A 21,817-nucleotide genomic window follows, 5' to 3' on the forward strand; every position below is an offset into this window, starting at 1 on the left:
CGCCGGCTCCACCAGCAGCTGCGCGAGCTGCGCGCCTCCGCCCGCCGCCGCGGGGCGCGCGAGCGCGACGTGACCGCGACGCGCCTGCTCGTGCTGCGGCGCAAGCGCGACGTGGCGGCTGCCGAGCGGACGCGCGCTGAGGCGCTGCTGCGCAGCGACGGCGAACGCCTGCGCCACACCGCCGACGGCGCCACCGCCCGCCGCCGGCGCGATCTCGAGCGGCTCGAGCTGGCGCTCGCCGCGCACGACCCGGCGCGCACGCTGGAGCGCGGCTATGCGCTCGTCGAGGATCCGGCCGGGGAGCTGGTCACCTCGGCCGAGCAGGCGCGCGCCAGCGGCACCGTCGAACTGCGCTTCCACGACGGTCGCGTCCGGGCCGAGGTGGAGGATGCGGCAAGATGAGCACGGTGCAGATCGACATGGGCGGAGACGCCGGCGGTGACGCCGACCGGGAGCAGCTGACCTACGAGCGCGCCAGCGGGCGGATCGAGGAGATCATCCGCCGGCTCGACTCCGGCGAGGCCGGCCTGCGCGAGACGCTGGAGCTGGTCGCCGAGGGACGGCGCCTGGTCGAGTTCTGTGCCGGCGAGCTGGAAGCCGTCGGCAGAGGGCTCGAGGAGCTGCGGCTCGACGAGCTGGTCGCGCGCCTGGAGCGCGGCGGCGAAGACCCGACCCCGCCGGCCGCATGAGCACGTACGCGCTGCTCGCCGACCTGCCGCTGAGCGTCGAGTCGTACTCGCTCGAAGGGCTGCAGCTCGATGTGTCGTCAGGCTTCACGCGCAAGTCGACGGTGATCCACCTGCGCGGCGGCGAGCAGGATGGCGTCGGCGAGGACGTCGTCTACGACGCCGAGGACCAGGAGAAGCTGCAGGCGGCCGGCCCCATCCAGCCGCTCGCGGGCCAGTGGTCGCTCGGCGACTTCTGCGCGCACGTCGACGCGCTCGACCTCTTCCCCGCGGAGCCGGTCCACGGCGAGGTGTCGCGGCTCTACCGCCGCTGGGCCTTCCACTCGGCGGCGCTCGACCTGGCGCTGCGCCAGGCTGGCAAGCCGCTGCACGAGGTGCTCGGCCGCACGCCACGGCCGCTGACCTTCGTGATGTCGCTGTCGATCGGCGATCCGCCGCAGCCGGAGCGCGTGACGGCGCTGCTGGAGCGCTATCCGACGCTGCGCTTCAAGCTCGACGCCAGCCCCGGCTGGGACGACGCCGTGATCGCGACGCTGAGAGCGACCGGCGCGGTCGACTCGATCGACTACAAGGGCATGTACAGAGGCACGGTCGTCGACACTCCGGCCGAGCCCGGCTGGTACAAGCGCGTGGCGGACGCCTTCCCCGGCGTCTGGCTGGAGGATCCCGACCTCGCCGCGCCCGGGATCGACGCGGCGCTCGCGGCCGACCGCGGCCGCATCACGTGGGACGCGCCGATCCACTCGATCGCCGACATCGAGGCGCTGCCGTTCGCGCCGCGGATGGTCAACGTCAAGCCGTCGCGCTTCGGCGGGCTGGAGCGGCTCTGCGCCGGCTACGACTACTGCGCCGAGCACGGCATCAGCGCCTACGGCGGCGGCCAGTTCGAGCTCGGCGTCGGCCGCGGGCAGGCGCAGCTGCTGGCGTCGCTGTTCCACCCCGACACGCCGAACGACCTCGCGCCGAGCGCCTACAACATCTGGCCGCCGGCCGACGGCCTGCCGGCGAGTCCGTTGCCGCCGAGACCCGCGGCGGTCGGCTTCCGCTGGGAGTAGCGCGCCCCGTCCGCGGTCGGCTCTGCCGGCCGCGGGGGCGAATCCCGCCCCGCGGCCGCTCAGGGCCGCCATGCTCCCACCCCGCCTCGCCACGCTCCCGCCACTGCAGCTGCGGCCGCCGCTGACGCATCTGAACGGCCGCCGCGCCCACACGCCGCTCGCGCGCCTGCGCGGCCTTGCCGGCGTCGCCGCCCCGCACGGCGTCGCGCTGCTGCTGCCGCGCACGCGCAGCGTCCACACCTTCGGGATGCGCTTCGCCCTCGACCTCGTCTGGCTCGACCGCGACGGGCGCGTGCTGCGCGTCGACCGCGCGGTGCCGCCGCGGCGGCTGCGCGGCTGCCGCGGCGCGCGTGCGGTGCTGGAGACGGCGCCCGGCGCCGCCGCCGGCCTCAGGCCTGGATCGCCGGTGCTCTCGCCGGCGCGCTGACCGCAGCGGGAGCCTCGACCGAAACCGGCGTCGCAGCCGCCGACGCGCTCGCCGCGATCAGCTCCTCCAGCGGCGCCGGTCTGCCGAGATGGAAGCCCTGGCCGTCGTTGACGCCGAGCTCGCGCAGCAGCTCCATCGTCGCCTCGTCGCCGACGAACTCGGCGACGGTGCGCTTGCCGAGCCCTCTCGCGATCTCGACGATCGCCCGCACGACGAGCTGGTCTTCGTGGCTGGTCGTCAGCTGGCGAATGAAGTCGCCGTCGATCTTGAGGTAGTCGAACGGCAGCCGCTTGAGGTAGTAGAAGGAGCCGAAGCCGGCGCCGAAGTCGTCGAGCGCCAGCTCGCAGCCGAGCTCCGCGAGCGTCGCGGCGAACGTGCGGGCGCGGTCGAGGTTGACGATCGCCGCCGTCTCGGTCACCTCGAAGATCAGGCTGCCGGGCGGCGGCGCCATCTCGGCCAGGTCCTGCTCGATCATGTCGAGCAGCGCCGGGTCGGAGACCGATGCGCCGGAGAGGTTGACGGCCAGCCGGATCTCGCGCCCGGCCGCGCGCTGGCGCGCGATCGTCGCGATCGCCTGGTGCGTCACCCAGCGGTCGATCTCGGTGATCAGGCCGGAGCGCTCGGCGATCGGCAGGAAGGCGGCCGGCGGGATCAGCTCGCCGCTCTCGCTGCGCATCCGCAGCAGCAGCTCGTGGCTCTTCGGCAGTCCCGTCTGGAGGTCGACGACCGGCTGCTGGAAGAGCACGAACGAATCCTGCTCGAGCGCGTCGCGCATCCGCTGCGACCACGCCATCCGGTCGGTCATCTGCTGCTGGCGCTGCTCGGTCTCGACCGAGATCGCGTGCCGGTCGCGTCCCGCCTCCTTCGCGTCGTACATCGCGATGTCGGCGCTGACGAGCAGCTCCTCGCCGCTCAGCTGCGAGTCGGCGTCGAACAGCGCGACGCCGGCGCTCGCGGTCAGGCCGATCGGGTGGCCGTCCTCGACGACGACCGACTGCTCGCGCACGACTCTCAGCAGCTCGGCGATCACCGCCTCGACCTCGTCGCGCTCGACGCCGGTCAGCAGCGTCGCGAACTCGTCGCCGCCGAGCCGGCCGAGCACGTCGGTCTTACGCAGCCGCTTGGCCAGCAGCCGCGCGACGCGCACGATCACCTCGTCACCGGCGGCGTGGCCGAGCGTGTCGTTGATGTCCTTGAAGTGGTCGAGGTCGATCACGACGACGGCGCCGCCGGTGCGGGCGTCGCCGCCGGTGCGGGCGTCGAGCTCGCGCTGGAAGGCGCGGCGGTTGTAGAGCCCGGTGAGCGCGTCGTGGTCGGCGAGGTAGGCGAGCTGCCCCTCGAAGCGCTTGCGGTCGGAGATGTCCTCCAACTGCTTGATGCAGTAGCGCGGGACGCCGGAGCTGTCGCGCACGAGTGAGACGGAGAGGCTGACCCAGACGCTGCGGCCGGTCGCGTGCACGATGCGGCGTTCGAGGCGGTAGGAGCGGACCTCGCCGCGCATCAGCCTGTCGACGTGCTCCTCCTCGGCGTCGGCGGCGTCGGAGTGGCCGAGCAGGTCGACGTTGGCGGCCAGCAGCTCGCTCTCGGTGTAGCCGGTGATCTCGCAGAGCGCGTCGTTGACGCGCAGGAAGCGGCCGTCGAGGTCGGCGAGCGCGATCCCGATCGGCGCGCCCTCGAAGGCGAGGCGGAAGCGCTCCTCGGCCTCCGCGAGCGCCTCGGCGGCGCGGCGGCGGGCGCTGACGTCCTCGACCTGCACGATGAAGTGGAGCGGCTCGCCGCCGGCGTCGCGCACGAGCGAGGCGCGCAGCTGGCACCAGATCTCGCGGCCGTCGCCGCGCAGCAGCCGCGTCTCGGCGTTGTAGGTCTGCCGTCTGGCCGTCATCAGCTCGCGGAAGGCGGCCAGCGAGCTGGGGCGATCGGCCGGCGCGACGTGCTCCAGCACGACGACTCCGACGAGCACCTCCCGATCGGCGCCGATCATCTCGCAGAGCGCCCGGTTGACCTCGGTGAAGCGGCCGTCGACGCCGAACAGCCCGATCCCGATCGGCGCGTCCTCGAAGGCGGTGCGGAACTGCTGCTGGGCATGGGCGAGCGCGTCCTGGCCGGCGCGCAGATGGCCGGCGAGCGCGCGCACCGCGAATCCGGCGAGCGCCGCGACGCCGACGAGCGCGGTGAGCTGCTGCCACGTGGCCGGCCCGTCGCCGAGCGCCGACAGCGGCACGAGCGCCATCGCGAGCACGACGCCGGCCAGAAACGGGGCGGTCTCTCGCAGCAGGGCGCTCGCGCGCGTGGGGCCTGACGGCGTCGTCACTCCCCGAACATCGGCCGCGCGCCGCCGCTTTTGACTGCGGGTGCGCCTTCCGGCGAGCGCCAAGGCGCCAGCTCCGCGATGGAACGGCCGCTCCGCATCGCGGGAACCGGCGCTGTTGAACGCGCATGCCCCCTACTGTTCGCGCCGTTCTCAACCAGTACGAAGCAGAGGAGAGACGGCGTGGAGGAACGGCTGGGCATCGCAGGGTCAGGTGCCATCGCGTGCGGGTTGGCGGCAACGGCAGCGCAGCACGGCGAGGTACTCCTGTGGGCGCGCTCCGAGCGCTCGGCCGACCGCGCCCGCGGCATGGTCTCAAAGTGGTGCGGCAAGCTCAGCGAGGAGCCGATCGCCGATCGCGTGACGATCGTCAGCACGCTCGAGGAGCTGGCCGGCGCGACCTTCCTCGTGGAGGCCGTCGCCGAGGACCACGCGACGAAGGCCGGCGTGCTGAGCGAGCTGGGCCGCCACTCCAACGGCACCGCCGTGCTCGCGACGACGACCTCGTCGCTGTCCGTCGCCGAGCTGGCGCGCGAGACCGGGAAGGCCGACCGCTTCGTCGGCCTGCACGTCTTCAACCCGGTCCCGAAGATGGACCTGATCGAGCTGGCGTACGCGCCGGAGGCCGTCGACGAGGTTCGCGCGCGTGCGCGTGACCTCTGCGGCGCGCTCGGCAAGACCGCCGTCGAGGTCCCGGACATCGCCGGCTTCGTCGTCAACCGGCTGCTGTTCCCCTACCTCTTCAGCGCCGTCGACCTGCTGGAGGAGACGGGCATGGATCCGGCCGCGATCGACCGCTGCATGCAGCTCGGCGCCGGCCATCCGATGGGTCCGCTGGCGCTGCTCGACTACGTCGGCCTCGACGTCTCGAAGGCGATCGGCGAGGCGATCGGGACGAAGGTGCCGGCCCGCGTCGAGGCACTCGTCGCCGCTGGCGATCTCGGCAAGAAGACCGGCAGAGGCTTCATCGACTGGACGAAGTAAGCGCGGGAGTAGCTGAAGAAGCTGTGAAGCAAACGTGAGAGTGTTCTCAGTCCTAGCTTAGGGTTGCTTCAAGTGGCCGCCGCATACTTCGACGTGCGACGTACCTCACAGCAGCACCTCCTCCCAGAAGCAACAAATCCGGCCCGCGCAAGCGGGCCGGATTTGTTTCGAGGCGGACCCACCTAGCCCACCACGCTCCTCCTCCACCCAACCGCCGGCTCCTCTCAGGCCGTTAGCGCGGTTGTGCACAAGGAAACGTAGCGCCTCCGCAGCTTTTGTGCAGTCTCGGGAGCTTTTCGCCTGCTCAGAGAAGCGTGTCGATCTTCGCCGCCAACCTGAAGTCGGCGTCGGTCAGGCCGCCTTCGCTGTGCGTCGAGAGCGTCAGACGCACGTTGTTCCAGCCGTGCACGAGCAGGTCGGGGTGGTGGTCGGCCGCCTCCGCCAACGCGGCGACCTGGTTGACGAGCGCGATCGCGGCGGCGAAGTCGGCGACGTTCACGTCGCGCACGATCGCCTCCCCTTCGCGTCTCCAGGCGCTGCCGGTCAGCAGCGCCGAGGTCTCGGTCTCCGTCAGTCGTGGCATAAGGTCTCTCCCATGCGCATCGTGAGCCTCGTCCCGTCCGCGACCGAGCTGCTGTTCGCTCTCGGCCTCGATTCCGAGGTTATCGCCGTCACCCACGAATGCGACCATCCGCCGGCGGCCCTCGCGCTGCCGAAGGTGACGCGCGACGCGCTCCCGTCCGGCCTCAGCGCCGGGCAGATCGACGCCGCCGTGCGCGCCCGCACCCAGCACGGCGAGGCGATCTACGAGCTCGACGAGCAGGCGCTGCAGCGCCTGCAGCCCGATCTGATCGTGACGCAGGCGCTGTGCGCCGTCTGCGCCGTCTCCTACGAGGACGTGCGCGCGATCGCCGATCGGATCGAGAGCAGACCGCGCGTGATCTCACTCGACCCGCACACGCTCGGCGAGGTGCTCGGCGACGTGCGCACGCTCGCGGAGGCGACCGGGCGCAGAGATGCCGGCGTCGACCTGATCGCCGACGCCTCCGCGCGGATCGACCGCGTGCGGTTGGCGGTGCGCGGCAAGCAGCCGCTGAAGGTCGCGGCGCTCGAATGGCTCGACCCCGTCTACGTCGCCGGCCACTGGACGCCCCAGCTGATCGAGTACGCCGGCGGCTTCGACGTGCTCGGCCTCGCCGGCGAGCCGTCGGAGCGCCGCGACTGGGACGAGGTCGCGGCCGCCGAGCCGGACGTCGTCATCGTGATGCCATGCGGCTACGACGCTCCACGCGCCCGCGAGGAGGCGCTCGCCCACGCCGAGAGGCTGGCCGCGCTCGGCGCCGGCGAGGTCGTCGCCGTCGACGCCTCCGCCTACTTCTCGCGCCCCGGTCCGCGCCTCGTCGACGGACTGGAGCTGATGGCCCACATCCTCCACCCCGACGCCGTCCCGAGCGCGCCGTCGGAGCCGCTGACCGTCGAGCTGTAGCAGAGCGCCGACGTGCCAGCGGCTGGCGTCGGTTCTCAGTGGACAGGCAGGAACGCTCCTGTTTATAGTGCTTGGATGCTCCCCATCTCACGTCCCGGCCGAAAACTGGCCGCCGCGGCAGCCACGGCGCTGCTGCTCGCCACCGCCCCGGCGGCGCTCGCAGCCGAGTACGACTTCTCCAGCTCGATCAGCCCGAACAAGGGTCCGATCGGCTCGCCGATCAATCTGAAGGTCGACTTCAGATTCGGCGCCGACCCCGGCAGAGAGGCCGGCATCCTGAGCAAGGTCGACGTCTGGTTCCCGCCGAACGCGAGACACAACGGCGCCCTGTTCCCCTCGTGCACGCCCGAGGTCATCAACGCGCGCAGAAGCTTCGCCGGCTGCGCGAGAGGCTCGCAGATCGGCACGGGCAGAATCATGGCCGACGTGCCGGCCGCGGACGTCTTCAACGTCCCGGCGAGACTGACCTTCTTCAACGGCCCAGGCGGCAAGTCGCTGACGATCCACGCCTACGCGGAGAATCCCGTGCTCGTCAGCCAGGCGTTCAAGGCGCCGCTGACCAGAACGAGCGGCAGATACGGCTACCACCTCGTCGCGCCGATCCCGGACACGCTCCAGGAGATCGCCGACGGCTGGTTCGTGCAGGTGCGCACGATGAGAACGTCGATCAGCGCCTGGACCACGAGAGGCGGCAGAAGAATCCCCTTCATCCAGTCGACGACGGTCTGCCCCAGAAGCCTCGGCGTCCCGTCGGCGAGCAGAATAGAGTTCGCGAGAGAGTACGCGCCGGTCGACCTCACGACGACGATCAGATGCCGTCGCTGAGAGCCGTGAACGGGTAGCGCGAAGCGCCCGCATCCAGGCCGGCTCCGAACTCGGTCGGCCTGGATGAAACGCGCAGCATCGGCCGAAGTTTCGGTCCTCAAACACACCGTGTTTTGATCCCGACTTCAGGGTCGGTTACCGGTGGACCCGCTGGTACGCACTCGTTTACCATCGACGGATGTCCCGTACACGAGCAGGTCGCACCCTCGCCGCCGCAGCAGCCACCGCGCTGCTGCTCGCCGCCGCCCCGGCAGCGCAGGCGACGCAATCCACGATCAGCGGAAAGATCTCGCCGAACAAGGGCAAGCCCGGTACTCCGTTGGCGCTCACGATCGGATTCACGATCACGAGAGAGAACGGCGAGAACAACACGCTCAGACAGGTCGTGCTCGACTTCCCGCCGAACGCCGTCGCCAACGGCGCGAAGTTCCCGTCGTGCACGCCCGAGGCGATCAACGCGCGCAGAAGCTTCAACAGTTGCGCGAAAGGCTCGCTGATCGGCCGCGGCAGCCTCATCGCCGACGTGCCGGCCGCTGACGTCTTCAACGTCCCCGGCAAGGTCACGCTCTTCAACGGCGCCGGCGGCAAGTCGATCACCGTCCACATCTACGCCGAGAACCCCGTGCTGATCTCGCAGGCGTTCAGCGCCCCGCTGAGAAAGACCGGCGGCAGATACGGCTACAAGCTGACGGCCAACATCCCGGACACGCTGCAGGAGATCGCCGACGGCTGGTTCGCCGAGGTCAAGAGATTCTCGACGACCGTCAACGCGAAGTGGAGAGGCAGAGGCTACATCGAGGCGAAGAGATGCCCGAAGAGCGGCAGAGCTCCGATAGCCGGCGCCTTCGACTTCCTCAGAGAGGCCAGCCCGACGAGCGCGCTCGGCTTCGTCACCTGCAAGCCGTAGCGGCACCGCAGCGCTGACAGCAGTTCGCAGCTTCGAAGCGCCCGCGCATCGCGCGGGCGCTTCTGCGTTGGGGATCGCCGCGCGCGACTACGCGCTGCCGACGACCACGATGCCGGCGACGAAGGCGGCGACCCCGAGCGCGGCGGCTCCGACCGCGCCGAGCACGTACGGCATGCGGTTGCGGTCGACGCCGAGGAAGATCGCGCCGACCAGCAGGCCGCCGACGAAGCCGCCGACGTGACCGCCGACCGAGATGCCCGGGAAGAGGAAGGTGAAGAGGAAGTTGATCACCGCGATCGGCGCCAGGCCGGAGGCCCAGATGTCGATCCCGCGTGAGCGCGCCTCGACGATCGCGGCGCCGAGCAGGCCGAAGGCGGCGCCGGAGGCACCGACGGTCACGCTGTTGGGCTCCAGCAGCAGGATCGCGAAGGCGCCGCACAGCAGCGAGGCGAAGTAGAGCGCGACGAAGCGGATCGTTCCCAGCGCCGGCTCGAGCATGTTGCCGAGCACCCAGATGAACCACATGTTGAACGCGATGTGGAGCAGGCCGGAGTGCAGGAAGCCGTACGAGACCATCCGGTAGTACTCGTCGTTGAACTCGATCGACGGGCCCCACAGCGCCAGCCGCTCGTAGAGCGTGCCGCCGGCGCGGCCGATCTCACCGCCCGAGGCCATCTCGCCGACGAACAGGACCACGCAGATCGCGATCAGCACCGTCGTCGCGCGGTTGGACGACGAGGCGGCGCCACCGCTGCGCACGCCGCGCTGCACGCGCGTCTTCTCCTTCGCGCAGTCGGGGCAGCGCATGCCGACCGGCGTCGGGGTCATGCAGTCAGGGCAGATCGGGCGCGCGCAGTTGGAGCAGGCGACGCCCGTCTCGCGCGTCGGGTGGCGGTAACAGGTGGCCATGGCGGCGCTGACGCTACCAGCCGGACCTTCAGGGTCGATCAATCACGCCCGGGCAGCAGCTTGCGCGCCTCGTCGGCGACGTCGCGCACGGTCCGCTCGGCAAGGTCGAGCAGATCGACCGACTGGGCCTTGCGGCGGCGGCGGCCGTTGCGCACGCGCAACGCGACGAGCGCGGTGCCGGCGCCGGCACCGACGACCGCGGCGACCGCCGGACGGGCCCAGTTGCGCGGGTCGCGCATCGACGAGAGCTCCCACGCCTCCAGCTCATCGGCGGCCAGCTCGGTGAGGCTGACGAGCGTGTGCTCGACGCGCAGCGCAAGGCTCTCGGGCGGCTCGACCGGCTTCAGCGCAGCGCGCAGCCGCTCCTCGAAGTCGGTCGCGCTCATGTTGTCGGCTCCGGGTGCGAGACGATCCCCTCGAGCTGCTTGATCGCACGGTGCAGCAGCACCTTCGTGGCGCCGTCGCTGCGGCCGAGGGCGCGCGCGATCTCGCGATTGTCCATGCCAAGCGCGAAGCGCATGATCAGCGCCTCGCGGCGGTCGTCGGGCAGCTGCTGGACGCCGGCGAGGATCTCCTCCAGCTCCTCGCGCCCCTCGACGAGCGTCTCGGTCGTGTGCGGCGCCGAGATCACGGCCGCGTCCTCGATCGCGGCCTGCGGCTTGCGCGCGCGGTCGCGGTAGAAGTTCGCGGCGAGGTTGTGCGCGATGCGGATGAGCCACGGTCGCAGCGGGCGGCCGTCGGACTCGCGCAGCGCGCGCTCGTAGTGGCGGTATGCCTGCAGGAACGTCTGCTCGGTGAGGTCCTCGGCGTCGTGATGGTTGCCGACGCGGTAGTACGAGTACGAGTAGACGTCGCGCAGATGGGTCCGGTACAGCTCGGAGAACTCGCGATCGAGCTCTGCCTTGGATCTGCTCGGAGGATCGGACACCGCATCGCAGTATCCCTGGCCGGCGCCGGCGGCGCTAGGCCGCCTTCGCCTTGCGTGGACGGACGGACGGCTGGGTGACCGCGGCGGTCCACTGCTGCGGCTCGATCCGGCCCTCGACGAGCGCGGCCAGCCCCGCGGTCGCCGGCGCCTGCACACCGGCTCTCTCCAGCATCGCGGCCAGTAGCGCGACGCTGTCGACCGACTCTGCCGTCTGCCCGAGCGCCCGCGCGATCTCGTCGGCGTTCAGGCCCTGCGCGAGCAGCTCCCCCGCGCGGCGGTTGCGGCTGCCGTCGGCGACGACGGTGGCGACGAGGTCGCCGGCGCCGGCGAGGCCGGCGAACGTCTCGGCCTCGCCGCCATTGCGGCGCGCGAGCTGGGCGATCTCCGAGAAGACCTTGCCGGCGGCCGCGCCGGCGACGTTCGGGCCCGAGGTCGCGGCAGCCGCGGCGGCCGCGAGCACCGCGGCGTTCTTCGCGCAGCCGGCCAGCTCGACGCCGGCGACGTCATGCGTGACGTGAACGTCGAAGCCGGCCGCGCCGAGCACCGTCGCCAGCTCGTGCGAGAAGGCGCCGTCGGCGGAGGCGAGCACGATCGAGGCGCCGTTGACAAGCGCGTCGGCGGCATGCGACGGACCGCCGAGCGCGGCGACCGAGCGCGCCTGCACGCGCTCGGCGGCGAACGCCGACGGCAGCGAGCCGAGCGGCGGCACGAGGCCCTTGGAGACGACCAGCACGCCCGCGCGCGCGGGGATGCGGGCGCCGTGGGCGGCCAGCGCGGCCGGCAGCGCCCGCGCCGGGACGGCGAGGCAGACGAGGTCGTGGGCGCTCAGCTCCAGCTCGGAGGCGGGCGCGACGCCGACCGTCTCCGGCAGCTCGACGCCCGGCAGGTAGCGGCCGTTGACGCGCTCGCGCCGCAGCTGCTCGGCCTGCTCGCGCGTGCGCGTGCCGAGGTCGACCTCCAGGCCGGCGCGCGCCAGCATCACCGCGAGCGTCGTGCCCCAAGCGCCGGCGCCGATGACGGCGGCGCGACGCAGCGGCGTCTGGCCGCCGAGCCACTCCCACTGCAGCATCACGTTCGGCCAGATGCGGTCGGTGACGGCCGCGGCCAGCTCGCGCGAGGCGTTCTCGACCTTCGGGAAGGTCAGCGCGTGACCGGCGCGGATGCGGATCTTGCGCGGCCGTATGCGCCACCCTCTGCGCACGTCGGTCGTGCCGATGATCGCGAGCGGGACGACCGGCACGCCGGTCTCGAGCACCAGCCGGCCGACACCGCGCTTGGCGCTGCCGGGCGGGCCGGGGCGCACGCGCGTGCCCTCCGGGAAGATCAGGACCGAGTCGCCGCGCGCGAGGATCGCCTTCGCGGTGTCGATCGTCTCGGTGTCGCCGTTCCCGCGCGAGACCGGGAAGGCGCCGAGCGAGTTGAGGAACCACGCCTGCAGCTTCTTCGCGAACAGCTCTTCCTTCGCGACGTAGTACAGCGGCCGCCGCGACATCGTCCCGATGATGAACGGGTCGAGGAAGCTGCGGTGGTTGGCCGCGAAGATCACAGGCCCATCCGGGATGTGCTCGCGCCCGATGCGCGACAGCCGGAAGTAGAGGTGGAAGAACGGCTGGAAGAACGCGCGGACGACCCAGTAGACGATCGGGTTGACGCCGCGTTCGCGAGCACGTCGGTGCAGGGCGCTGTTTCTCTCGCTCATCGGAGTTACGTACCCTCGCCTTCGAGTGGAGTTACAGGCGGGCGCGGGCGGCGCGGGCGCGCGGCGCGCAGGCGCGCGAGGCGGCGCGGCGGCGCTGCGCTCGCGTGCGAGCGCGGGCGCGCGGGAGCGCTATGGTGCTGCGCAGATGGCCATCGACCGCAGACGCACGCTTCGCGGCGCGCTCGCGGGCGGGATCGCCGCCGGCGCCTGGGCGCTGCAGCAGCCGCTCGACAAGCGCGCCTTCGCCAGCCGCTACGACGACGTCGAGCTGCTCGGCCGCTTCGCCACCGGCACTCGCGACGGCTGGTACCTGCCCGGCTTCGCCGCCCACGCCGCCAACGGCGCGCTGTTCGGCGCCGTCTACACCCAAGTGGCGCCCCACCTGCCCGGCCCGCCGGCCGCGCGCGGCGCGCAGGTGGCGCTGCTGGAGCACCTCGCGCTGTGGCCGGCCGGCCGGCTCAGCGACCGCTTCCACCCCGGCCGCGAGCGGCTGCCCGTGCTGACCGGCAGCCGCCGCGCCTTCTGGCAGGCAGTCTGGCGCCATGCGCTCTTCGGCGTCCTGCTCGGCGAGTTGGAGGCCCGCCTCAACCGCCCCGCGCCGACGGAGGAGCCGGAGCCGTCCTACGAGTACCGGCCGTCGGCCAACGGCCACGGCAACCTCGAACATGCCGTGCGCGTAGACTCGGGCAACCCGCCTGAGTAGCTCAGCTGGTAGAGCACCTGTCTTGTAAGCGGCGGGTCGGCTGATGTCAGCGCCGCTGTGAGCGACGCGAATCCCCTGCTAGAGCGGCATTTTCGAGGTTCGCGCCTCGGCGCCTCCGAGAGTGCGGGTACCACCTGCGGGTACCAGATCGACGGCCGCACGCCGTCGAGCACGCCGTCACCGACGCGCCGCCCCTCCGTCCTGCGAAAGAGCCGGGAACGGGGGTCGAACCCGTGGCCTGCGCTTTACAAGAGCGCCGCTCTACCAGCTGAGCTATCCCGGCGTAGGTCGAGCAGTTTACGCGCGTCGGCGTTGGACTCGACTGCGTTAGCCGGCGCGACGTGCGCGAGCGTAGACGATCCGCGCCTTGTCGTAGTCGATGACGTGGCCGGCATGCGGGCGCGCCGTGATGAACTCGGCGATCTCCTCGACCGAGAAGGACCAGGATTGAGGAAGACCGAGCTTCCGCTTCACTATCCCGTCCGTGCTGTTGCAGTGGTCGCAGATGATCACTTCTTCGAAGCGCCCAGGGGCCGGAGCCAGGAAATTGCCATCCGGCCCCAGCCCGAAACGATCTGAGGCGTGGTCGTGATGCCCATGAAAAGCGGCAAGCCACCCCATGAACGACTCTGTCGAGCCCGGGGGCCGTCGTCTGGTCCAGCGCAAGATCTCGAACTTCGTTCGGGCGCAGCCTGGACAACGCCATGTATCGGACAGTCTCCGCCAGATGCGGTGGCAGTGCGCACCATCAAAGGCGTGATAGTCGTCCAGGGTCGGGATTCTCACGGCGGCGGGCATACACAAATGATGGCGTTTTGCGCATCGTTTACGTGCCAACTCGGTTCCATCCGCGGGCCAGCCGCGCCTATCACCCACCAGTCGTACTGAACCGTCACCCGCCCGCCCCTCCGCCTTCACGCCGACCCAGGAAGTGGCACGATGGCGCGCATGACGCGGCCACCGACGATCGGCGAACACCTCCCCCGCGCCGCCGAGGCGTACGGGATCGAGGCGAAGGTGACCGCGTACTGCCTCAACCTCGACCACGAAATCGGCGGGCCGAAGGCGCAGGGCTTCCTGCGCATCCTCGGGATCGGCCTCGAAGACGCCGATCACCTCGTGACCGAACTGCGTGACGGCGTGCAGGTCGCTCGGATCTCAGACGTGCGTGACAACACACCGTTCGGGATCCTCTGCGAGGTCCGCGTACCCGTGCGCGGCCTCCGCGAACGACGCGACCGGATCGTCGCCATCACAACCTCGTGGGAGCTGCGTGACGCTGATGACCGGCCACGGCTGGTAACGGCCTACATCGACGGCTAACCTGAGTACACGATGGCGACTGTCAAGCACGCGATCTCCGAGCACGATGTGGTCACCCTGCGCGAGCCCGTCGGCACCTGGCCCGCCGGCACGGTCGGCGCCGTCATCAGCGCCTACGGCGACACGATGCTGGTCGAGATCACCGGACCTGGCGGCAAGACGCTGGACACCGTCCAGGTGCCTGCCGACCGGCTCGACCTCAAGCGGTCCTAGCGAGAGCCGTTCAACGCGTCTCGTGAAGTCTGCGTTCTCCCCGCTGTGAGTGCGACGGCTTGGATTGCGGCCTATGCGGCTGTGGTCGCCACCGCAGGACTTGCTTGGCAGATCGCGAGCTGGCGGCTCGCTCACCGCTCACGCATTTCTGGGGCGGTAACTCACATCCCCCACCTGCCGCTGATCACGATCAACGTCGTCAACCACAGCGCCCACGAGATTCGGATCACCACGATCAATCTCCTGTGGGATCTCGCCGAAGGGCACGGTGGACGAATGCTCATTCCACGAAGCGAATCCCCTCTCCCAGACGAAGCTGGGCCGTCGCCAAAGCCCTCGCCGATGCTGCGCGCGCTGTCCGAGGTCCCAAGCGTGATCAAACCTCACGACGCCGGCGACGTGCATGTCGGAGGCGACCGACTCAAGACGGCGATGCCGGAAGGAGCCGTCAACATTCGCGCGCTGGTGATTACCGCTGACGGGACGTTGGTCCAGATAGCTGCCAGACCACTTCGCGACCTCGAAGATGTGCTCGAGCCCCGTCGCCGGTTCCGACTCCATCGCTGAGCCGGCGCTCATCGCGTCACCGCGAGAGCTTCTGAAGCTGCCGCTCGTACTCGACCATCAGTTCGCTGACGGAGACGCCGAGGCCGGTGGCGACGCCGACGAGGATGTCGAAACCGACTGACGTGTCGCCGCTCTCGGTGCGTTTGGTCGAGTTGTGGCTGAGGTTGCCGGCGGTGTCGACTCTCTCCTGCGTGAGGCTGCGCTCGACGCGCAGGACTCGGACCGCGAGGGCGAGTGCTCTTCGGTGCGTTGTGCGACCAATTGCCACACCAGAAGCGTGAGTGGCGGATGACGGCCCGTCCACACGTAATAACGGCCGTCAAGTACTAAATCTGATACTTTCAAGCCCGTTGGGGGTACCTGGCGGACCTGAAAGGCACCGATGGCAGAGTCAAGCGAGCAGCAGGACGAAGTCCGCGCCGACTGGGCAGAGTCCGATCTTCACGTCGCGTTCGCGCTGGCGATCCGAGTCAGACGCGCTCGTCGGGGGCTGAGTCAGGACGCCCTCGCGCACGGCGCCGGCCTCCATCGAAACTACGTCGGCGCCATCGAGCGGGCCGAGATCAATCCGTCGCTCCTCACGATCTCGCGCATCACCAGAGGTCTCAACGTTCCGTTGGCAGACCTGCTCGCGGAGACAGACGGCCACCTCGCCGACCCCAACACTCTCGTGCACCAGCGAGCCAAGTGGCTGAAGAGACGCAGACACAGGCTCACGAGACGCGCGGCGGCTGTCGTCTCAGAGCAGGCGGCGAGATCCGACGACGGCAAGTAGCGACGACCCGATGCACACAACGACCGTTCGGTTTCCGCCGGAGACGTGGGTGCAGCTCAAGGCGCACTGCGCGGGTGAGGGGATCGCGACGGCGCAGTACATCCGCGAGTCGACCACGGCTCGGCTCTTCGGTCGGCCTACCCCGTTGGAGGAAGAGATGCGGCGAGAGCTGGATGAGATGCGAGGGCGGCTCGCCTCGGTCGAGCGCGAGCTTCGCCGTCGTGCGTCACGCGGTCGTTCATGACGAAGGTGCTGAAGGCGGTTCGCGGCGGCCGGGGTGGTCACGGGGCGTGGTGACCATGGCACACCGTGCATCTGGTCTGTCTGTGCTCTTCGGCCTCCATTCGGAGGTCGTGCGCGTTCTGAGCTGAGCGCGTCGGCAGCGGCTCGGCGTGACGCCGTAGGCGTCGGCCTGCGGCGCCGTAAGGCGCCGCTCGTGGTGCTGCTGACGCGGCGAGCTTAGCCGACGGTGACGGCCGCTCTGCTTGGCGCCGAAGGCGTCAGCGGACGGCCGGCGCCGTTCGGCGCCAGGGCGGTCGAGGGGTGGCGAAGCCCGTCGCTCGCCCGGCAAGTTGTTGCCCGCAGATTAGAAGTCGGGATTTTCTCGCACGATTCGGCCTCTGATCTGGAGTAGGCGTAGTGGGCCGTCTCCAACATCTGCGCCGACGGGCCGGCGAAATCTCGTTCGCACAATCCGGGCCGTTTCGTGACGTAGAGGTAGTGGCCTGTTCTCTGCGTCCAATCTGGTCCCGAAATTTCTTTCGGGCTTTCTCGGGGTGCGCACGGGAGGGGGAGTGGATGCCTCGTGCGCACCTTCTTCCCAGGCGGACTGTTCGGCTTCGACCTGCCCTGATTCGGGCTGCTTGGGCGCTTCGCGCTCGCGGTCCTCCTCTCTCGCGTTGCTGCGCGCTGGACGGCGGCTGCGTCATCGCAGCCCGTCGCTTGGATCTACGGACGGTGGGCTCCGGACGGCCTGCCGAGAGAGGACGACAAGAATGGCACGACATCAGGGACCGGGGCAGGACAGGAGCGCGCAGGACGCATTGTTGATGTTCGCGGTGTTGGCCGGCGTGGTCCTTGGGCTGATCGCGGTGGTCGAGTGGGTCGTCTTCGCCTGGGGGCTGCTGCACCTGGAGCTGCGCGCGCTGCCGATCGGGGACGTGTGCAACGGCTTCTTCGCGCTGCTGGTGCAGGTCGCGGGCAGAGAGCGGCTGGACGCGACAGCGGCGTTCGAGACGGTGCCGGGAATGCTCCCGCCGCGCGCGGTTGCGATCGCACTGGTGCTCAGCGGCTTCGCCGGCCTGTTCGCGCTGCTGGCGGTCGCGCGGCTGCGGGTCGATCGGTGGCGGTCGCGCTCTCAGCTGGGCGCTAGCGCGTTGAGTCCGAAGCCGAAGGTCCGTGCGCGGGTGTGGGCCAAGCCGCGCGATCTGCTGCACCTCCAGGTGCGCGAGGAGTCGCGCACGGGCGCGATCCGGCAGGCGTCCAACCGGGTCACGCGGGTGGCGCTGTGGGAGAGAGCGGTGCCGGAGCCGGCCGGCGGGGACTCGTGGAACCTCGGCAGGATCCGCGGCGCCGAGCTGCGCTCGGGGCGCGACAAGCACGCGCTCGTGCTCGCGCCGACCGGGGCCGGCAAGACGCTGCGCGTCGCCGCGACGGCCGTGATCGAGCATCACGGCGCGCAGGTGGTCGTGACCAACAAGGTCGACCTGTTGGCGCAGACGCTCTGGTCGCGTCGGCGGCTCGGGCTGCCGGCGGCGGTAATCGCCCCGTTCAACGACCTGGCCGCCTTTGGGATCGACGGTTCGTGCTGGTCGCCGCTGCCGGTCTGCCGCGACTGGGCCGGTGCGCTCGACACCGCGCAAGCGCTGCACGACGCCGACCCGGAGGCCTCGGCCGCCTCGGCGGGCTCCGACGGCGCGCGCTTCTACAACGCCGACGCGACCGAGGTCCTGTTGCCGCCGCTGCTGCACGCGGCGGCGCTCTCGGATCGGTCGATGACTGACGTGCGCGGATGGGTGCGCGGCGGCCCCGCCGGTCTGGATGAGCCGCGCGAGCTGCTGGAGGAGCGCGGCGCCTGGGAGGCCGAGCGGCTGCTGGCGGGCGTGCAGGAGATGGACGCCCGCCAGCGCGGGTTCCTGATCTCCTCGGCCGCGCACCTGCTGTCCGCCTACAGCCATCCGGCGGTGCAGGCGATCGATCGGCCCGGCCTCGACGTCGCCGATCTCATGGCGCGGGGCGGGACGCTGTACATCGTCGCGAAGGAGAGCAAACAGGCCCAGCTCGCGCCGCTGATCGGCGCGCTGCTCGGCGAGGTCCTGCGCTTCTGCGAGGAGCGTTCGCACCTGACGCCCGACCCGCGCCGGCTGCCGCTGGTGAAGGTCGTCGCCGACGAGGCCGCAAGCCTCGCGCCGCTGCGGCAGCTTCCCGACACGCTCACCGTCTGCCGGGGCTGGGGGCTGCGGTGGATGCTGGTCTACCAGTCGATCGCGCAGATCAAGGCCCGCTACGGCGTCGAGCTGAGCACGATCACGGCCAACACCGGGGTCAAGCTCTACATGGGTCCGATCCACGACGAGGAGACGCGCCAAGAGCTGCTGAGGTTCCTCGGCGAGGAGCCGGTCACCAAGACCTCGCAGACCTCGCGCGCGTTCGGCGGCGACCGGAGCGTCACGCGCGCGGAGGAGCACCGGCCGAAGCTCTCGACCGACGACCTCGCGCGGCTGCGCGAGGGGACGGCCGTGCTCGTCCACGGCCGCGAAGTGCCGGCGATCGTGACGCTGCCGTTCTGGTGGGAGTGGCACGGCCGCTCCCGATCGCCCGAAGAGGCGATCCACCGGGAGACGGGTGAGCGGCCGTGATGACGGCGGCGAGCATCCCGGCCGCCTCGGGCGACGGCTACGCCGGCTACCTGCACGACAAGACGGTCGTCCCGGAACGCGGCGACTACTACCTCGGCCGCGACGGGCTCCCGGCCGAGTCGCCCGGCCGCTGGCTCGACGAGGCCGACGCGCTCGCGCGCGTCGGCCTCGCACCCGGCGCGGTGGCGCCCGACGATCTGCGCGCGCTGATGGCCGGGCACCGGCCCGGCCAGCCGTCGGAGTTCCTGCGCACGGCCGGCCCGGACGGCACGCGCGCGGCCGGGATCGACGTGACGTTCTCCGCGCCGAAGTCGGTCAGCGTCGCATGGGCGATGAGCGCCCCGGCGCAGCGCGCCGAGATCGAGCAAGCCCACCATGCCGCCGTCCAGCGCGCCGTCTCCCACCTCGGCGAAACGGTCGAGCTGACCGCCCGCTGGGACCCTGACGCGGGCGCCTCGGTGCCGGCGCGGGCCGCACACCTGCACGCGGCCGAGTTCATGCACACGACCGCGCGCGGCGTCGGCGACGCCGCGCCCGACCCGCAGCTTCACTCACACGTCGTCATCACCTCCGTCGAACGAGACGACGGCCGGGTGGCGGCCGTCCGATCGCGACCCGTGATGCGCGCCGCACGCGAAGGCGGCGCGATGTACCGCGCCCAGCTCGCGCACGAGCTGCGCCAGCTCGGCTACGGCGTTGAGCCGGCCGGTGAGGACGGCCGCTACTTCCGCCTCGCCGGGGTCCAGCCGGAGGTTGAGCAGGCGTTCTCCAAGCGCACCGCTGAAGTGCAGCAGGCGGCGCGCGCGTTCCGCGCCGAGCACGGCCGCGCGCCCGAGCGCGGCGAACTGCGCGCCCTCGCCGTGCGCACGCGCGCGGCGAAGGCGCCGCAGTCACGCCCTGAGCTGGATGCGAGCTGGAGGGCGACGGCGGCCGAGAACGGCCTCGTGCGCGACCAGGCTGTCGAGCTGCGCGCGGCCGGCCGACCGGCAGCGCTGCCGGTCGGGGACAGCGCGGCAGCGGTCGTGCGACCGGCAACTTTGCCGGTCGCCGGGGTGTGGGCGGCGGCCGTCGAGCGCGAGGCGACCGCCAGCCGCGCCGTCTTCACGGACTCCGAGCTGCGCACGGTCGCGCTGGAGCAGGCCGCCGGCCACGGCCTCGACCCCGATGTCGCGCTCGCCGGCGCCCACCGGCTCGTAGAGGACGGCCGCGTCCTGGAGCTGGCCGACGGTCGGATGACGACGGCGGCGGTGCGGGAGGCCGAACAGACGATCTCCGACGAGCTGGCGGCGATGGCCGCCGACCCGGCCCGCGTCATCGGCGCCGACGCGCGAGAGGCCGGGATCGCGGCGGTCGAGCGACGGATCGGCGCCGAGCTGTCGGCGGAACAGCGGCACGCGATCGACACCGTCACCGCTCCGGGCCGCGCCGCCGTCCTGATCGGTCCCGCCGGCACCGGCAAGGGCGTCGTCATCGACGCCGCCGCCCACGCAGAGCAGGCCGCCGGCCGCGAGGTCTACGGCGTCGCCGTCGCCGGCCGCACGGCGCAGCGACTCGGCGAGAGCGCACCGTCGCTCAACGGCCGCGTCAAGACGATCGACGGGTTCATCAACGCGGTCGAACGCGGCCGGCTGCCGCTCGACGGCCGCACGACGGTCTACGTCGACGAGGCCGGCATGGGCGACACCGACCGCCTCCACCGCCTTACGGAGCTGGTGAGCGAGCGAGGCGGGTCGCTGGTGGCGATCGGCGACGGCCGCCAGCTTTCCGCGATCGGAGCCGGCGGCATGTTCGACCGCATCGCCGCCGACCTCCCTTCCGCAGAGCTGCGGAAGGTCCACCGGGCCAACGACCCGGCCGAGCGCGACGCGTGGGAGGCGCTGCGCAACGGCGACGCGCGCGAGGCACTGCGCTTCTATGAGCAGCGCGGCGCCGTCCAGCTCGCCGACACCCGCGAGCAGGCGATCGAGGGCGCCGCGCAGGCGTACGACCGGCTGGCGACCGAGCACGGTTCCACGAACGTCGCGTTGATGAGCGACGCCAGCAACGTCGAGATCGATCACCTGAACCTCCGCGTCCAAGCGCTGCGTCGCCAGCGCGACGAGCTGGGCCGTGACCAGGTCGAGCACCCCGACGGCCACCCCCTGCACTCCGGTGACCGCGTCATCTGGACGCGGCCGATGCCGGTCAAGGAGGGCGCGCGGGTGGAGAACGGGCAGCGCGGCGAAATCGTCGGCCTGGACGGCGACGGGATCGCGGTGCGGCTCGACGGCGGCGACCGGACCGTCACGCTCGCCGCCGACCGGCTCGACGCCGTGAGGCTCGGCTATGCCACGCACGTGGTGCGCGAGCAGGGCGCGACCGTCAGACAGTCGGTCGTCGTGACCGGCGGCTGGCAGACCTCGCGCGAAACCGCGTACGTCGAGGCGACCCGCGCGACCGACGGCGTCCAGTGGCACATCGGCCGCGACGACCTCGACGGCGAACACGACACCGGCCGCCTCGATCAACTCGCCGACCGCATGGCGCTCAGCCGCGCGCAGGAACCCTCCCTGTCCGTCGAGCTGCACGACCCGCTCCGGCTGCCCGACGACCCGCGCGACGCCTTCCGCGTCGAACGGTTCCAACCACCCGCGCCCGACCTCGCGCCTACGGTTCGCCGCGAGCTGGAGATCGAACGATGACCGCCGCCGGCAGACGACCCCGCCGCGTCGCGATCACGCTCAGAGACAGCGAACGCGACGCGCTCGCCATGCTCGCCCAACGCGCCCGCGAGCCGGAGGCCACCACCGCCGCGCGACTCATCCGCGCCGCCCTGATCGACAACGGCGCCTCCCTCGATGCCGCCGTACGCAGACGCACCGCGGCCCCAAACAGCTCAGGAGATCCCGATCCCGACGGTGCCGCCGGCTGGCTGCCGCCAGCTCGTCGCGCTGCCGCGATAGAGGAACTGCGCGAGCGCTACCCCGACGAGCTGAGGTACCTCCGAGCCGGCACGCTCGAACTGCCGCTGGTCGCCGAGCAGGCCGCCGCGCTCTCGGTCTGGCGCGAAGAAATCGACGCCGGCAAGCACCTCGACCCACGCATGGAACTCGCCTTCGCCAACGCCCTGGAGCACTTCGCCAACAGGGTCCAGACCCACGCCCGCCGCCACCGCTGATCGCACA

The 21,817-nt window shown here is 71.3% G+C and carries 24 protein-coding genes and 1 tRNA gene; 16 read left to right on the forward strand and 9 right to left on the reverse strand.

The genetic code is table 11. The features are described from left to right. The 4 genes from R7226_RS23315 to R7226_RS23330 form a co-directional block, all read left to right on the forward strand. Positions 1–402 (forward strand): exodeoxyribonuclease VII large subunit (locus R7226_RS23315; protein WP_318599758.1); only part of this gene is annotated, 402 nt, incomplete at its 5' end. After that, positions 399–689 carry an exodeoxyribonuclease VII small subunit gene (gene xseB, locus R7226_RS23320; RefSeq protein ID WP_318599759.1) on the forward strand — a complete coding sequence of 97 codons (291 nt, stop codon included), beginning with the start codon at positions 399–401 and terminating at the stop codon, positions 687–689. The genes R7226_RS23315 and xseB, both read left to right, overlap by 4 nt. Next, a complete protein-coding gene (locus tag R7226_RS23325; protein WP_318599760.1) occupies positions 686–1,741 on the forward strand; it encodes an enolase-like domain-containing protein in 1,056 nt (351 codons plus the stop codon). The genes xseB and R7226_RS23325 overlap by 4 nt, the downstream gene beginning before the upstream one ends. A 70-nt stretch (positions 1,742–1,811) precedes the next feature. Next, complete coding sequence (locus R7226_RS23330) at positions 1,812–2,168, forward strand: DUF192 domain-containing protein (protein ID WP_318599761.1); 357 nt, start codon at positions 1,812–1,814, stop codon at positions 2,166–2,168. Here the strand turns inward: R7226_RS23330 and R7226_RS23335 are convergent. Next, positions 2,131–4,479, reverse strand: a complete 2,349-nt coding sequence (locus tag R7226_RS23335; RefSeq protein WP_318599762.1) for a putative bifunctional diguanylate cyclase/phosphodiesterase — start codon at positions 4,477–4,479, stop codon at positions 2,131–2,133. The genes R7226_RS23330 and R7226_RS23335 overlap by 38 nt on opposite strands. 180 nt (positions 4,480–4,659) lie before the next feature. On the opposite strand from R7226_RS23335, the gene R7226_RS23340 reads away from it, so the two are divergent. Beyond that, complete coding sequence (locus R7226_RS23340; protein ID WP_318599763.1) at positions 4,660–5,460, forward strand: 3-hydroxyacyl-CoA dehydrogenase family protein; 801 nt, start codon at positions 4,660–4,662, stop codon at positions 5,458–5,460. A gap of 304 nt (positions 5,461–5,764) precedes the next feature. On the opposite strand, the gene R7226_RS23345 is transcribed toward R7226_RS23340, so the two are convergent. Continuing rightward, positions 5,765–6,043 carry a 4a-hydroxytetrahydrobiopterin dehydratase gene (locus R7226_RS23345; protein ID WP_318599764.1) on the reverse strand — a complete coding sequence of 93 codons (279 nt, stop codon included), beginning with the start codon at positions 6,041–6,043 and terminating at the stop codon, positions 5,765–5,767. Between the two features lie 12 nt (positions 6,044–6,055). Between R7226_RS23345 and R7226_RS23350 the strand changes: the two genes are divergently transcribed. The 3 genes from R7226_RS23350 (at position 6,056) to R7226_RS23360 (ending at position 8,678) form a co-directional block, all read left to right on the forward strand. Further along, on the forward strand, positions 6,056–6,946 hold the full coding sequence (locus R7226_RS23350) for a cobalamin-binding protein (protein ID WP_318599765.1): 891 nt from the start codon (positions 6,056–6,058) through the stop codon (positions 6,944–6,946). Positions 6,947–7,021: 75 nt separating this feature from the next. Further along, a complete protein-coding gene (locus R7226_RS23355) occupies positions 7,022–7,771 on the forward strand; it encodes a hypothetical protein (protein ID WP_318599766.1) in 750 nt (249 codons plus the stop codon). Between the two features lie 178 nt (positions 7,772–7,949). Then, entirely contained in the window at positions 7,950–8,678 is a 729-nt protein-coding gene (locus tag R7226_RS23360) for a hypothetical protein (protein WP_318599767.1), read from the forward strand. Positions 8,679–8,765: 87 nt separating this feature from the next. Here the strand turns inward: R7226_RS23360 and R7226_RS23365 are convergent, their stop codons facing one another. Genes R7226_RS23365 through R7226_RS23380 form a run of 4 tightly spaced genes read right to left on the reverse strand, consistent with a single transcriptional unit; the run spans position 8,766 to position 12,214 of the window. Next, on the reverse strand, positions 8,766–9,587 hold the full coding sequence (locus tag R7226_RS23365; protein ID WP_318599768.1) for a rhomboid family intramembrane serine protease: 822 nt from the start codon (positions 9,585–9,587) through the stop codon (positions 8,766–8,768). Positions 9,588–9,625: 38 nt separating this feature from the next. After that, on the reverse strand, positions 9,626–9,973 hold the full coding sequence (locus tag R7226_RS23370; protein WP_318599769.1) for a hypothetical protein: 348 nt from the start codon (positions 9,971–9,973) through the stop codon (positions 9,626–9,628). Next, a complete protein-coding gene (locus R7226_RS23375) occupies positions 9,970–10,515 on the reverse strand; it encodes an RNA polymerase sigma factor (protein ID WP_318599770.1) in 546 nt (181 codons plus the stop codon). The genes R7226_RS23370 and R7226_RS23375 overlap by 4 nt, the downstream gene beginning before the upstream one ends. A gap of 34 nt (positions 10,516–10,549) precedes the next feature. Beyond that, positions 10,550–12,214 (reverse strand): 1-acyl-sn-glycerol-3-phosphate acyltransferase, encoded by a 1,665-nt coding sequence (locus R7226_RS23380; protein ID WP_318599771.1) that lies wholly within the window; start codon positions 12,212–12,214, stop codon positions 10,550–10,552. Between the two features lie 145 nt (positions 12,215–12,359). On the opposite strand from R7226_RS23380, the gene R7226_RS23385 reads away from it, so the two are divergent. Then, the gene (locus R7226_RS23385) at positions 12,360–12,917 is read left to right on the forward strand and encodes a hypothetical protein (RefSeq protein ID WP_318599772.1); all 558 of its coding nucleotides are present in this window, start codon (positions 12,360–12,362) and stop codon (positions 12,915–12,917) included. Positions 12,918–13,127: 210 nt separating this feature from the next. On the opposite strand, the gene R7226_RS23390 is transcribed toward R7226_RS23385, so the two are convergent. Together R7226_RS23390 and R7226_RS23395 are read right to left on the reverse strand one after the other, a co-directional pair. Then, positions 13,128–13,200, reverse strand: a tRNA-Thr gene (locus R7226_RS23390). A gap of 44 nt (positions 13,201–13,244) precedes the next feature. Then, positions 13,245–13,715 carry a hypothetical protein gene (locus tag R7226_RS23395; RefSeq protein ID WP_318599773.1) on the reverse strand — a complete coding sequence of 157 codons (471 nt, stop codon included), beginning with the start codon at positions 13,713–13,715 and terminating at the stop codon, positions 13,245–13,247. A gap of 150 nt (positions 13,716–13,865) precedes the next feature. Between R7226_RS23395 and R7226_RS23400 the strand changes: the two genes are divergently transcribed. The 3 genes from R7226_RS23400 to R7226_RS23410 all read left to right on the forward strand — a co-directional run bounded on the left by R7226_RS23400 (position 13,866) and on the right by R7226_RS23410 (position 15,020). Beyond that, positions 13,866–14,240 (forward strand): DUF6883 domain-containing protein, encoded by a 375-nt coding sequence (locus R7226_RS23400; protein ID WP_318599774.1) that lies wholly within the window; start codon positions 13,866–13,868, stop codon positions 14,238–14,240. A gap of 12 nt (positions 14,241–14,252) precedes the next feature. Beyond that, on the forward strand, positions 14,253–14,453 hold the full coding sequence (locus R7226_RS23405) for a hypothetical protein (RefSeq protein WP_318599775.1): 201 nt from the start codon (positions 14,253–14,255) through the stop codon (positions 14,451–14,453). Positions 14,454–14,534: 81 nt separating this feature from the next. Then, positions 14,535–15,020: a hypothetical protein gene (locus R7226_RS23410; protein WP_318599776.1), complete on the forward strand. Its 486-nt coding sequence runs from the start codon at positions 14,535–14,537 to the stop codon at positions 15,018–15,020. 16 nt (positions 15,021–15,036) lie between these two features. Here the strand turns inward: R7226_RS23410 and R7226_RS23415 are convergent, their stop codons facing one another. Next, positions 15,037–15,288, reverse strand: coding sequence for a helix-turn-helix domain-containing protein (locus R7226_RS23415; RefSeq protein ID WP_318599777.1), 252 nt, complete (start codon positions 15,286–15,288; stop codon positions 15,037–15,039). A gap of 114 nt (positions 15,289–15,402) precedes the next feature. Here R7226_RS23415 and R7226_RS23420 point away from each other — a divergent pair, with 114 nt between their 5' ends. The 4 genes from R7226_RS23420 to R7226_RS23435 all read left to right on the forward strand — a co-directional run bounded on the left by R7226_RS23420 (position 15,403) and on the right by R7226_RS23435 (position 21,810). Then, positions 15,403–15,795, forward strand: a complete 393-nt coding sequence (locus R7226_RS23420; RefSeq protein ID WP_318599778.1) for a helix-turn-helix domain-containing protein — start codon at positions 15,403–15,405, stop codon at positions 15,793–15,795. Positions 15,796–16,694: 899 nt separating this feature from the next. Continuing rightward, positions 16,695–18,653 carry a type IV secretory system conjugative DNA transfer family protein gene (locus tag R7226_RS23425; protein WP_318599779.1) on the forward strand — a complete coding sequence of 653 codons (1,959 nt, stop codon included), beginning with the start codon at positions 16,695–16,697 and terminating at the stop codon, positions 18,651–18,653. After that, positions 18,653–21,334 carry a MobF family relaxase gene (mobF, locus tag R7226_RS23430; RefSeq protein ID WP_318599780.1) on the forward strand — a complete coding sequence of 894 codons (2,682 nt, stop codon included), beginning with the start codon at positions 18,653–18,655 and terminating at the stop codon, positions 21,332–21,334. Before R7226_RS23425 ends, mobF begins: the two co-directional genes overlap by 1 nt. Then, on the forward strand, positions 21,331–21,810 hold the full coding sequence (locus R7226_RS23435) for a hypothetical protein (protein ID WP_318599781.1): 480 nt from the start codon (positions 21,331–21,333) through the stop codon (positions 21,808–21,810). The genes mobF and R7226_RS23435 overlap by 4 nt, the downstream gene beginning before the upstream one ends. Positions 21,811–21,817: the final 7 nt, after the last annotated feature.

It is taken from the genome of Conexibacter stalactiti, assembly GCF_033542075.1.
Lineage (GTDB): Bacteria > Actinomycetota > Thermoleophilia > Solirubrobacterales > Solirubrobacteraceae > Conexibacter > Conexibacter stalactiti.